Genomic DNA, 12,593 nt, shown 5'->3' with positions numbered 1-12,593 from the left:
AGGCGGGTGCGCTAGGTTGAAGGTCAAGGAGGTGGCCCATGGCCGGGTACGAGGACTTTGACTTCGACTTCGACGCGACCCAACAGGGCGCCTGGGAGGAGTTCACCACCCGCCTCGACGAGGTGTTGTCGGTGATGGATTCCACCGCGGACCTGACGATTTCGGTGGCTTCGGCCAGGAAGCCCGGCGACGGGGAGGCTGACGAGCCCCCCGGCATCCGGTTCTCCGTGATTGAACCCGGGGTGATCGCCGCCTACGTCAAGGGGCCCGACGGCGGGGCGCCCACAGAGGCGCAGGCCGAGGGCCTGCACCGCCTGGCATGGGACCAGCCCAATGACGAGTGGGACACGTTCCACACCGTGGTGGACCAGGAGAACTCGGCGGCCCTGGCGCAACTCGCCACCGAGACCCTGGCGGAGGTGTTCGGTGTGCTGCACCCCATCTTCCTGGAGCCGGACCAACTGGCCGAGATTTTGAAGGGACAGACCGACTGGGTGCCGCTGACGCCCAAGCCGCTCAGCAAGGACCAGATGGCCGTCATGCCGGCCAACCGGACGGACCTGGACCACCTCGTGGACCACGAGTTGGCCAAGGCCTACGGGCATCCGCCGCTGCGCAATGACCAGGGTGACGTCGCCATCCGCGTGGGGTCCACCATGGTCTTCCTCCGTTCCACACCGGACGCGGCGGAGCTCGTGCTGTTCTCGGCGCTCGTGCAGGAGGTGGGCGGCCGTTCGCGGGCGTGTGAGGTGCTCAACGACCTCAACGTCGAGGCCCGTTACGGCCGCTTCGCGCTCCACCGTGACCGGGTGTTCGTGCAGATCTCGGTGGCCGCGAAGCCCTTCGTCGCGGCCCACCTGCACCAGGCGTTGCTGCACCTCAGCCAGATCGCCGACGGCATCGACGACGCGTTGGCCACCAAGCTGGGCGGCCGCACCACGTTCAGCGGCTGACAAGCGATACAGTTTGAGATATGACCGATCCGCATCAGGTGACCTACTTCTCCCGGCTCGATGGCGACGAATGTTGGGCGTTGCTGGGTGAGACCGTGATCGGTCGCATCGCATGGCAGGGCAACGACGGCATCATCGTGGTCCCCGTGAACTACCAGGTCGTGGATCGCACCATCATCTTCCACACCGACACCGATTCCAGCCTGGCGAAGCTCGCCGATGGCAGGAAGGTCTCGTTCCAGGTGGACGAGATCGACCCGGATTCGGCCATCGGTTGGTCCGTCCTGGTGCAGGGCTCCGCAGGGGCGGCGGACCCGGCCGTGACGAACAAGAGCTGGCTCGACGGTGACCTCGCCGTCGGTATCGCCGTGACCGCCGCGTCGATCGACGGGCGTGTTGTCTCCGGAACGAAGAAGGGCTGAGTCATGAACGAAAAGACAGCTCCGCTGGTTGTCGTCGGCGTCGACGGCAGTGATGACGGCTTGCGGGCCGTGCGGTTCGGCACCGGTGCCGCACTCCGGATCAACGGCGAACTGCTGCTGGTCAACGCCGTCGACGACACGCTCATGGCCGGCGCCTGGGGTGTCGTCTACGACCCCGAGGTGCTCCAGTCCGCCGGAATCACCGCCAACGAACAGGCCCGGGACGTGGCACTGAGCATGGGGCTGCCGGAGCACCGCATCAAGACTGAGGTCGTGATGGGCTCGCCGGGCGGCGTGATGGCCAGGCTGAGCGAGGTCGCCGAGCTGGTCGTCGTCGGGCGCCGCGCGGCGTCCGGCCTCGAGCGCATGTTCGTCGGCTCCACCTCCGTGGCCGTGGTGGCCAACGCCTCGTGCCCCGTGGTCGTCATCTCCGCCGCGGCCCACCCTGACCCCATCGGTGGCCGTGGCATCGTCGGCGTCGGGCTGCAGACCAGCCCGGGATCCGAGAAGACACTGGAGGCCGGCTTCCAGCAGGCCCAGCGTCTCGGTGCGCGCCTCGAGATCGTGCACGCCATCCAGCCCCCGGTGGGCCTATTCGCCCGTAAGCTCTCGCCGAACGAACTCGACGAGCAGGTGCGCTTCGCGAAGGGTGGCATCGAGGCGATCGCCAACGAGGTCGCCCAGTCCTACCCCGACGTCCAGTACCGCGTCGAGGTGGCGGCAGACAGCCCCATCAACGAGTTGGTCAGCCGCAGTGCGGGCTACGACCTGCTGGTGGTCGGCGTGGGCGATTCACACATCCCGGGCTTCTCCCTGGGCGGCCTCATGCGTGGCCTGTTGGCCCACGCGGAGTGTCCGCTGTTCGTCGCGCGCGGATGACTGAGGCCCCCACCGAGCCCACCGTCGAGGTCGATCCGCAGCTACCCATCGCTGCGGAGACCGAGCACATCGCTGAACTGATCCGCCGGCACCAGGTGGTCGTCGTGGCGGGCGAAACAGGTTCCGGCAAGACCACGCAGCTGCCCAAGATCTGCCTCATGGCTGGGCGCACGCACATCGCGCACACGCAGCCCCGTCGGATCGCTGCGCGCACCGTGGCGCAGCGCATCGCCGATGAGTGCGGCGTCGAGTTGGGCGACTTCGTCGGGTACCAGGTCCGCTTCACCCGCAAGGTGACGGCGGCCACCCGCATCAAGGTGATGACCGACGGCATCCTGCTGTCGGAACTCACCCACGACAGGCTGCTCAGCCGGTACGACACGATCATCATCGACGAGGCGCACGAGCGCAGCCTCAACATCGATTTCCTCCTGGGCTACCTCAAACAGTTGCTGCCGAAGCGCCCGGAGCTGCGGGTGATCGTGACCTCGGCCACCATCGACACGGCCCGCTTCTCAGAACACTTCGGCGACGCCCCGGTCGTCGAGGTCTCCGGCCGCACCTACCCCGTCGACACCAGGTACCGGCCGCTGGACGAGGGCCAGGACGAGATCGACGGCATCGTGGGGGCCGTCGAGGAGATCCTCACCGAGCCGGGCGGCGGCGACATCCTCGTGTTCCTCAGCGGGGAGCGCGAGATCCGTGACGCGGCGGAGGCCATCGAGGGGCTCGGGTCCGGGCTCGAGGTGCTGCCGCTGTTCGCGCGGCTGTCGGCGGCTGACCAGCAGAAGGTGTTCTCAGGACACAGCCGACGCCGGGTCGTGCTGGCCACCAACGTGGCCGAGACCTCCATCACCGTGCCGCGCATCCGCTACGTCATCGACACCGGCCTGGCCCGCATCTCGCGCTACTCGACGCGCACCAAGGTGCAGCGGCTCCCCATCGAACCGGTGTCGCAGGCATCCGCGAACCAGCGCGCTGGCCGCTGTGGTCGTCTCGGCCCCGGCATCGCGATCCGGCTCTACTCGGAGGAGGACTTCGAGTCGCGGCCTAAATACTCAGATCCGGAGATCCTGCGCACCAACCTCGCCACCGTGATCCTGCTGATGGCCCAGGCGGGCCTCGGTGACGTCGAGAGCTTCCCGTTCGTCGAGGCCCCCGTGCTGGGCCAGATCAACGACGGCGTCCGCGTGCTCAGCGAACTCGGCGCGATCCACCCCCGCCCCCGGCACTCCCAGGTGCGGCTCACGCGCACGGGCCGCATGCTGGCCCGGATGCCGGTGGACCCCCGGCTGGGGCGCATGATCATCGAGGGCGCCCGCCGCAGGACGCTGGCCACCGTGCTGGTGCTCGTAGCAGGCCTCACGGTGCCCGACATCCGGGAACGCCCGGCGGAGTTCCAGAACCAGGCGGACCAGCTGCACCGCCGCTTCTGGGGCATCGAGACGAAGCCGGACGCCGAGGGTGAGGCGCCCAAGCGCCACACGGCCCATACCGGCACACGCAAGGAAACCGCGCCCAGGCCGTCGCTGGAGGGCGGCGACTTCGAAGCCCTCCTCAACATCTGGAACTACCTGCACGAGCGTCGACGCGAGCTCTCGGGCAACCAGTTCCGCCGGATGTGCCGCGCCGAACACCTCAACTTCGTGCGGTTCCGCGAGTGGGAGGACCTCGTCTCCCAGCTCCGGGAGGCGGCCAAGGAACTGGACCTCGACACCCGCGGACACGGGCCGACCGACCAGGTGCTCAGCAGCCTGTTGAGCGGGCTGCTCTCCAACGTGGGCGTGGCCGAGGAGCAACGGGGCAAGCGCGAGCCGGGCAAGCGTCGGCCGCTCCAGGAGTACCAGGGCACCCGCGGTGCGAGGTTCGCCATCCAGCCGGGCTCCGCGCTGGCAAAATCCACCCCGCCGCTCGTGATGGCCTTCGAACTGGTGGAGACCTCCCGCCTGTGGGCCCGCACCGTGGCCGGGATCAAGCCGGAATGGGTAGAGGAGGTGGCCGGCCCCCTGCTGACCCGCACCGTGTCTGAACCGGTGTGGTCGCAGCGCTCGGCCAGCGTGGTGGCCAACGAACGGCTGACGCTCTTCGGCGTACCGATCGTGGCGGGTCGCCGCACCGACTACGCCAAGGACCACCCCGAGGAGGCGCGCGAGATCTTCCTGCGCACCGCGCTCGTCGAAGGGGAGTGGGACACCCGCAACCCCGTCGTCCGGGACAACCGCGCGGTGATCCAGGAGGCGGAGAAGATGACCGACCGGATGCGCCGGCCGGACCTCCTCATCTCCGACGAGGCGCTCTACGCCTTCTACGACGCACGGGTGCCCAGCGACGTGGTCTCAGGGGCGACCTTCGACAAGTGGTTGCGCTCGACGCCGAAGAGCGACTGGCCGTTGCTGATGATCGACGACGCCATCGTCGACGCCACCCAGTTGCGCCCCAGCGATTTCCCCGACAGGTGGACGTTCGGCGAACACAAGCTGCCCATCGACTACACGTTCGACCCGGGGGCCGGCAGCGACGGCGTGACGCTCAAGCTGCGCTTGGAGCTCCTCGGCCAGCTCGACGCCGACGAGTTCTCCTGGCAGGTGCCGGGCCTGCGTCGGGAGTTGGCCACCGAACTGATCAGGTCGCTGCCCAAGTCGGTGCGCACCAACTTCGTGCCCGCGCCGGATTTCGCCGCCAGGGCGCTGGCCTGGCTCGAGGAGCGTGGCCAGGTGGGGGAGGGCGCCTTCCCCGACGCGCTGGCCCGGGCGCTGACCGCGCTCACCGGAGTCGTCGTCGAGGGCCGGCAGTTCGCGCCGGAGGCCGTGGGCAAGCACCTGCGTCCCACCTACGTGGTCCTCGACGAGGACCGGGAGGTGGCCCGGGACGTCGATCTCGAGGGGCTGCGGCGGAAACTGTCGCCCAAGGTGGCCGCGAAGCTGACCGCCTCCGCGGGAGACAAGGCCGCCACCGGACAGAAGGCGTGGACGTTCGGCGACGTGCCGCGCGAGGCGACCGTGGGCAAGGGAGTCGTGGGGTACCCGGCGCTCGTGGACGAGGCCACCGCCGTCGGGCTGCGGGTCTTCGACTCGGCGGCTCGGGCAGAGGTTTCGCACGCCCAGGGCGTCCGGCGCCTGCTGACCCTCACCAACCCGGATCCCACCAAGTGGGTCGTCTCCCACCTGGGGCGCGTCGAGAAGTTGGCGTTGGCGGACTCCGCCTACCCGAAGGTTCCGGAGCTGCTGGCCGACGCGTGGCTCAAGGCCGGCGAACAACTGGCCCTCCAGCAGGGTCCGCTCGACGGCGTGCGCACCGAGGCCGACTACCGTCGAGTGGCGCTGGAGGTGCGGCAGGAATGCCCCGGCCGGACGCTGCAGGTGGTCAACACCGCCGCGCATGCGCTGACGGCGGTGACGCAGGCACGGATCCTTTTGGGCGCCCTGCCTGCCAGCGACGCTTTACGTTCCGACGTGAGCGCGCAACTGGACAACCTGTTCTTCAACCGCTTCATCTCGGCCACGCCGGATCCCTGGTTCGCGCACCTTCCGCGCTATGCCCAGGCCGCCGTCGTTCGGCTGCAGGCGGCGGCGGCCAATCGCGCCCGCGACGACAAGGTCGCCGTCGAGCTGTATGACGTCGAGGACGCCTACGCGGAGCTCACCGAACGGCAGCCGCCCGGCCCCCTCAGCCGTGACGTGGAGGAGATCGCGTTCCTCATCGAGGAGTTCCGGGTCAGCCTGTTCGCCCAGCAGTTGCGCACCGCCGTTCCCGTCTCGGCCAAACGCATCCGTCAGGCCATCCGGCAGGCTGGCTGAACCCGTTGTGGCACGATGGAACCCGTGCCTAAAGACGTCGCTGAACTCATTGCCCTGTTCGATCTCAGAGAGACCGGGCCGTCGAGTTTCCGCGGGCCGCACCCCCAGACCTATCTTCAGCGGCTCTTCGGGGGGCAGGTGCTCGGCCAGACCCTGGTGGCGGCCGCGCGCACCGTCCCACCCAGCCGGCGGATCCACTCCCTGAACGCCTACTTCCTGCGCCCGGGGGCCAACGACGCCCCGCTCGACTTCGAGGTCGAACTGGTGCGCGACGGGAACACGTTCAGCAACCGCCGTGTCGTGACCCGGCAGGGCGATCGGGAGATCTTCATGATGACGGCGTCGTTCCAGGAACCCGAGGAGGGCCTGGACCACTCCGCCTCACCACCTCACGATGTCGCGGTGCCTGACGCCAGCCCGCCGCTGCGCGAGGTCCTCGAGCGCCGCTTCGGGGCGCCGTTCAAGCTGCTGGCCGAATGGGACGCGCTCGACGTGCGGCTGGCCGCGCGGCCGGACCGCACGGATTCCGGTGGCTCCATGAAGGCGTGGGTACGCACGCGCCAGCCCATGCCCGACGACCCGGTGCTGCATGCGGCGGTGCTGGCCTACCTCAGCGACATCACGCTGCTCAGCGTCACCACAGTCCCCCACGAGGTGGAGTTCCTGTCGCCGCAGATGCAGGCAGCCTCCATCGACCACGTGATGTGGTTCCACCGTCCCGTGCGGGTGGATGAATGGCTGCTGTACGACATGCTCTCGCCTTCGGCCTCACACGCTCGCGGGTTCGCCACCGGCAGGCTGTTCCAGGACGGTCAGGCGGTGGCCAGTTGCGCCCAGGAGGGGCTCATCCGGGTCGTGACATAGGACACGGCCCGTGCCCTGGGGGAAAGGCACAGACCGTGTCCGGTTCAGAGGTGACCTGCTCGGTCAGGCGGCGATACCGTGCGACTCACGCATCGTCGCCAACGCGGCACGCTCGATTTGGCGCACGCGTTCCGCGGTGATGCCCCAGTGGCTGCCGATGTCTGCCAGCTTGGCCTGCCGGCCGTCCAGCAGCCCGTAGCGGCGGCGCACCACGTCCTGCGAACGCTCGTCGAGGTCTGAAAGCATCCCTTCGAGGCGCGCGCGCTCTTCAGCGTCGAGCACCATCTCGTCGGGGCCGGGGGCGGTCTCGCGGGCGATCAGGTCACCCAGAGCGGTGTCGCCGTCAGCCTCGACCGGAGCGTCGAGCGAGACGTGGTCTCGGGAGTAGCGCAGGAGGTCCACGATGCGGCTCTCCTCGAGGCCCAGTTCTGCGGCGATCTCAGTGATCTCCGGTTCCCGGCCCAGTTCGCGCTCAAGGTTGCGACGCGTGGCCGAGACCTGGTTGACCTGCTCGGCGACGTGCACCGGGAGGCGCACGATGCGGCTCTGCTGGGCGATGCCGCGCGAGATGGCCTGGCGTACCCACCAGGTGGCGTACGTAGAGAACTTGAAGCCCTTGGCGTAGTCGAACTTCTCGACGGCGCGGATCAGGCCGGTGTTGCCCTCCTGCACGAGGTCGAGCAACGGCATCTGGGCGCGTCCGTAGCGGCGTGCCACGGAGACCACGAGCCTCAGGTTGGCCTTCACGAAACGCTGGACGGTACGTTCACCCTCCGCGGCGAGTTCGCGCAGTTCGTCCTCGGTGGCCTTGACCGTGGTGTCGATCTCACCGTCGAGGATTTTCTGCGCGTAGAGCCCGGCCTCGATGGCGCGGGCGAGTTCAACCTCTTCCACAGCGGAGAGCAGGGGAGTCTTGGCAATTGCGTCGAGGTACAGGCCAACGGAGTCCTTGCCCTCGATACCTTCGGTGCTTCGCATGCGCGCAGTACGATTCATATTCTTCAGACCTTTCGCCAGTCGTCACCCATATCAACGAAAGCGGCGCGGAGTTGGTTCCATCGGTTTTCCGCAGGGAACAGAAATCATCCTCAAGTACCAGCGGATCCCTGAGGGCGCCAGGGGGACGGTTCCACCGATTGGTTTGAAGGGGAACATCCACCGTGCAAGAATGGACGGTGCGTCACCCTTGACTGAGGCGGGGCGGCGCATGCGCAAATTGCAGTCGACGGCCTCGAGAGGACCACAGTGACCGAGAACGCTGAAGGCACCGGCAAGACACCCCGTACCCGCCGGAGCACGAAGAGCGCCGCCGCTGAGGAAACGCCGGCCGTGAAGCGGACCACCACGCGTAAGCCTGCTGCAGCCAAGACTGCTGCCGCCACCAAGACGACGGCCACCCGCCGCACCACCGCGGCGAAGGCCGCCTCCGCCAAGAAGGAGCCGACCATCGCGGAGGCCTCCACCGGCGAGGTCGAGGTTCAGTTCCAGCGAGATGGAGACGACGTGGTGCTCACCGTGGGCGGAAAGAAGCGCACGCTCGACGACGTGGACGAGGCGACGTTCAACGAGGTCGAAGTGGCCAAGGACGAGAAGGAACTCGTCGAGGAGGAGCAGGGCTTCGCCCTCTCGGATTCGGACGACGCGGACGAACCCGAACAGCAGGTCGTCTCCGCCGGAGCCACCGCTGACCCCGTCAAGGACTACCTCAAGCAGATCGGCAAGGTGGCGCTGCTCAACGCCGTCCAGGAAGTCGAACTCGCCAAGCGCATCGAGGCCGGCCTCTTCGCCGAGGAACAGCTCTCGTCGGACACCCCGCCCCCCACGAGCCAGGACGTCGAAGACTTCCAGTGGATCGCCGAGGACGGCCGCCGCGCCAAGAACCACCTCCTGGAGGCCAACCTCCGCCTGGTGGTGTCGCTGGCCAAGCGTTACACCGGCCGCGGCATGCTCTTCCTCGACCTGATCCAGGAGGGCAACCTCGGCCTGATCCGCGCGGTCGAGAAGTTCGACTACACCAAGGGCTACAAGTTCTCCACCTACGCCACCTGGTGGATCAAGCAGGCCATCACGCGCGCCATGGCAGACCAGGCCCGCACCATCCGCATCCCGGTGCACATGGTGGAGGTCATCAACAAGCTCGCCCGCGTCCAGCGCCAGATGCTGCAGGACCTGGGTCGCGAACCAACCCCCGAAGAGCTCGCCGTCGAGCTGGACATGACGCCGGAGAAGGTGGTCGAGGTCCAGAAGTACGGGCGCGAACCCATCTCGCTGCACACGCCGCTCGGCGAGGACGGCGACTCTGAGTTCGGCGACCTCATCGAAGACTCCGAGGCCATCGTCCCGGCGGACGCGGTCAACTTCACGCTGCTGCAGGAACAGCTCAACGACGTGCTCGACACGCTCAGCGAGCGCGAGGCGGGCGTCGTCCAGATGCGCTTCGGCCTCACCGACGGGCAGCCCAAGACCCTGGACGAGATCGGCAAGGTTTACGGCGTCACGCGCGAGCGCATCCGCCAGATCGAGTCCAAGACCATGTCGAAGCTGCGCCACCCGTCGCGCTCGCAGGTGCTGCGCGACTACCTCGACTGACCGCAGACGAAAACAAGAAGGCCACCCGGAGCGGGTGGCCTTCTCTGCGTTGTGCGGGATCAGCTGAAGCGGACCATGTTGTTGAGGATCTCCTTCTTCACCCAGACGTAGCGGCCGCCCCGGTTCTCAACGACGTCTGCGCTGGCGTAGGTGCGGCAGCCGTTGCGGCCGGTGAGGGCGGTGTCGCACTCGGTGCGCCAGGTGCGGCCACCGTCGGTCCACGTGTACCTGCCGCCCACCACACCGTTGGCGGCGAGCGGGTTGTTCTTCCAGGTCGAGCGCGCGGTGGCCTTGTACGTCAGGTTGTTGAACGCCCAGCCGTTCACCTGAACGAAGCGGCCGCGGTCGTCGTCATCGCCGTCATCCCACGTGACGATGGTGGCCTGGATCTCGGTGCGGCAGCGCTCAGTGGCGGAGTACGGCTCGCAGACCGTGCGCCAGCGGCGGCCGTTGACCAGGTGCTCACCGGGCGTGATGTAGATGTCGACGGCAGGCGCGCTCGGGGAGGGGGTTGGAGCAGGGGCGGTGCCGGTGAGGCCGCGGCACTGGTCCTCTGCCGAACCCTTCACGACGTTGCCTGCGCCGGTCGGGGCCGGGAGGTTCTCCTTGCACTGCAGGTTGCCGTCGACGACGTTGTTGTTGACGCTGATGGCGGCGCGGTTCTCGAAGAGCTGCACGTCCCCACCCACGCGGGCGCCGTTGATCGTGACGGCGCCGGTGGCGTACTTGACCTGGATGTTGCCGTTCACGCGGGCACCGGAACGCACCACGACGGAGACCGGCGACTTGCTCTCGGCCTGCACGCTCCCGTCGACGTAGCCGCCGTTGATGGTGACGGAACTTCCCGCGCCCAGGATGACGTTGCCCTGTGTGGTCACGTCCGTGAGGGTGCAGGAGGCGCCGCCGGGGACGATGATGTTGTCGTCGCCCACATTCCGGCCGGAGAGGGTGCCGGTGCAGGTGACGTCGGCGGCGGCCGTCTGGGCGGTGACCGCCAGGCCGGTGAGGGCGAGGGCGGCTGATGCTGCCACGCTCAGGAGTCGCTTCATCGGGGTTCCTTTCGTCGGTCGGCGTTGATCGCCGTGGGAACCACTCAACAGGGCGTCACTGAAGCGTGGATGGGTTCAGGATGAGAGATCTCTCATCCTGGCGATCGCGACGAAGTTCGTCAGCATCCGGTGCACCGCAGGAGTCGGTTGCGTGGTGAGCGCGTAGTGGACCAGCGTTTCGGTTTCGGCGGGCTCGAAGTAGCCGGCGTCACGGTAGATCCGGATCCGGTCTGCGAGGCCCCGGGAATCGAGCTCGGGATGGAACTGGGTGGCGTAGACGTTTCGCCCCACCCGGAACGCCTGCACGGGGCACGCGGTGCCGGTGGCGAGCAGGGTGGCGCTGGGTGGGAGCCTCCTGCACGCCTCCTTGTGACCCACGAAGGCTTCGAACTGGTTCGGGACGCCGTCGAAGATGGGGTCCTTGTGTCCCTCGGACGTGACCGTGGCCACCGTGGTGCCCACCGCCTCACCGAAGGTGCGGTCCACCACCCCGCCCAACCGGTCAGTGAGGGTACCGACGCCGTAACACAGCCCCAGGAACGGGAAGTCGCGCTCCACCACCTCGTCGATGATCCCGTTGAGGTCGGCCTCGATCCGCCGCTGCAGTGGCGACTTCTCAGTGTCGCTCGCGTTGAAGGGGCCTCCGCCGAGGAAGATGCCGGCGTAGTCGTCGAGATCCAGTTCGGGCAGGGGTTCATCCTCCACCCGCAGTTGGACGAGGTCTGCGTCGGTCAGTTCGGAGAGCCGCACCACCGCCTCGCGTTCGCCCTCCGCCGCGTCGTCCTCCGGCCGGGTGCTGAGCAGCAGGAACGGTTTCACGTGGCCTCCTTGAAATGCGGCTTCCCCGCGCGCAGTTCGTCGACGATGGATCTGGTGACGGCACGCAAGTCGCCATCGGTGGCCGCGGCCACCCGGCGCTGCCGCAGGTAGCCGGGGCCCTTCTCGACCAGTTCGCGGACGTGCTCGAACTGGGCGTGACAGCCCAGATCCTCCGCGACCGGCCCCAACTTGTCGAGCCAGTAGAGGATCCCGTCGGTGGCATGGATGATGTGCTCGTCCTTGCGGACGCTGATGATGTCTGCCGAGAGCCCGTAGCGGGCAGCCCGCCATTTGTTCTCCCGCATGAACCAGTGGGGGAGCCTGTCGAGGACCTCGCCGCCGGCCAGGATCCGCGACATCCGCTCGACGAGCGTCTGGCTGAGGGCCGCCAACGCCCCGATCTCCATCAGGGTGGGCACCGAATCCATGATGCGGTTCTCGACCGTGCCCCACTGCGAGGGACGCACGTCCCACCGGATCTCGGAGGGGTTCTGGATCATGCCCGCGCCTTCGAGTTGGGAGGCGAAGGTTTCGAGTTCCTTCCAGTCGGCCATGTGGTACGGCAGGCCGTTGGTGGGCAACTGCTGGAAGACCATGGTGCGCTGCGAGGCGAACTTCGTGTCCTCGCCCTGCCAGAACGGCGACGAAGCAGACAGGGCGATGAAGTAGGGAGTGAAACGCGACAGGCCGTAGACGATGGGGAGCGCCTTGTCCCTCTTGTCGATGCCGACGTGGATGTGGAGCCCGTTGATGGCCATCTGCTGGCCCCACCAGCCGTTGCGGTCCGTCACGCGGCGGTACTGCGGCTTCTCGTAGGGACGCTGGTGGGCAGGGTTGCCGAACGGGTGGGCACCCGCCCCCAGCAGGGTCATGCCGCGGGGTTCGAGGACGGAGAGTGCCCAGTCGCGCAGGCGCTCCATCTCCGCCACGGCAGAGGCCACCGTCGGGTGGACGCCGGTGACGAACTCCACCATGGACTGCAGATACTCACCCCGGATGGGGCCGTCGATGGGGTCTTCGACCTTCTCCAGCAGTAGCGGCGCGCCCGGCACCTGCTCATAGGTGGTGGTGTCGACGATGGCGAGTTCCCACTCGATGCCGATGGTGGACTGCTTCGACTGGCCGAACTTGATCTTCATCGGGCCTCCCGGACGGTTAGTGCGCAGATTAGTCTACGGCGGTGGATTGCCCCCGGTCGTTTCGCGCATCGGCGTTAGGCTT

The 12,593-nt window shown here is 67.8% G+C and carries 10 protein-coding genes; 6 read left to right on the top strand and 4 right to left on the bottom strand.

Going from position 1 to position 12,593, the window contains the following annotated elements:
* Nucleotides 1–38 precede the first annotated feature (38 nt).
* The 5 genes from ACZK4S_RS09945 to ACZK4S_RS09925 are packed head-to-tail and all read left to right on the top strand — an operon-like array spanning nt 39 to nt 6,915.
* On the top strand, nt 39–953 hold the full coding sequence (locus tag ACZK4S_RS09945) for a T3SS (YopN, CesT) and YbjN peptide-binding chaperone 1 (RefSeq protein ID WP_463644118.1): 915 nt from the start codon (nt 39–41) through the stop codon (nt 951–953).
* 20 nt (nt 954–973) lie between these two features.
* On the top strand, nt 974–1,375 hold the full coding sequence (locus tag ACZK4S_RS09940) for a pyridoxamine 5'-phosphate oxidase family protein (RefSeq protein ID WP_076063273.1): 402 nt from the start codon (nt 974–976) through the stop codon (nt 1,373–1,375).
* A gap of 3 nt (nt 1,376–1,378) precedes the next feature.
* Complete coding sequence (locus tag ACZK4S_RS09935; protein WP_463644117.1) at nt 1,379–2,254, top strand: universal stress protein; 876 nt, start codon at nt 1,379–1,381, stop codon at nt 2,252–2,254.
* A complete protein-coding gene (hrpA, locus tag ACZK4S_RS09930; protein WP_463644116.1) occupies nt 2,251–6,051 on the top strand; it encodes an ATP-dependent RNA helicase HrpA in 3,801 nt (1,266 codons plus the stop codon). Before ACZK4S_RS09935 ends, hrpA begins: the two co-directional genes overlap by 4 nt.
* 15 nt (nt 6,052–6,066) lie before the next feature.
* Complete coding sequence (locus ACZK4S_RS09925) at nt 6,067–6,915, top strand: acyl-CoA thioesterase (RefSeq protein WP_463644115.1); 849 nt, start codon at nt 6,067–6,069, stop codon at nt 6,913–6,915.
* A 63-nt stretch (nt 6,916–6,978) separates the two neighbouring features.
* Here ACZK4S_RS09925 and ACZK4S_RS09920 read toward each other — a convergent pair whose 3' ends face one another.
* The gene (locus ACZK4S_RS09920) at nt 6,979–7,911 is read right to left on the bottom strand and encodes a sigma-70 family RNA polymerase sigma factor (protein WP_076063267.1); all 933 of its coding nucleotides are present in this window, start codon (nt 7,909–7,911) and stop codon (nt 6,979–6,981) included.
* Nucleotides 7,912–8,130: 219 nt separating this feature from the next.
* On the opposite strand from ACZK4S_RS09920, the gene ACZK4S_RS09915 reads away from it, so the two are divergent.
* Nucleotides 8,131–9,504, top strand: a complete 1,374-nt coding sequence (locus ACZK4S_RS09915; protein ID WP_076063266.1) for an RNA polymerase sigma factor — start codon at nt 8,131–8,133, stop codon at nt 9,502–9,504.
* Nucleotides 9,505–9,563: 59 nt separating this feature from the next.
* Here the strand turns inward: ACZK4S_RS09915 and ACZK4S_RS09910 are convergent, their stop codons facing one another.
* From ACZK4S_RS09910 to ACZK4S_RS09900, 3 genes are all read right to left on the bottom strand, one after another.
* On the bottom strand, nt 9,564–10,553 hold the full coding sequence (locus ACZK4S_RS09910) for a bactofilin family protein (protein WP_463644114.1): 990 nt from the start codon (nt 10,551–10,553) through the stop codon (nt 9,564–9,566).
* A 75-nt stretch (nt 10,554–10,628) separates the two neighbouring features.
* Complete coding sequence (locus ACZK4S_RS09905) at nt 10,629–11,372, bottom strand: glutamine amidotransferase (protein WP_463644113.1); 744 nt, start codon at nt 11,370–11,372, stop codon at nt 10,629–10,631.
* Nucleotides 11,369–12,511, bottom strand: a complete 1,143-nt coding sequence (locus tag ACZK4S_RS09900; RefSeq protein ID WP_463644112.1) for a carboxylate-amine ligase — start codon at nt 12,509–12,511, stop codon at nt 11,369–11,371. The genes ACZK4S_RS09905 and ACZK4S_RS09900 overlap by 4 nt, the downstream gene beginning before the upstream one ends.
* Nucleotides 12,512–12,593 lie beyond the last annotated feature (82 nt).

Source organism: Tessaracoccus zhenghani, assembly GCF_055326325.1.
The sequence above is the reverse complement of the archived record's forward strand: the minus strand, read 5'-3'. Positions and strand labels throughout refer to the sequence as shown.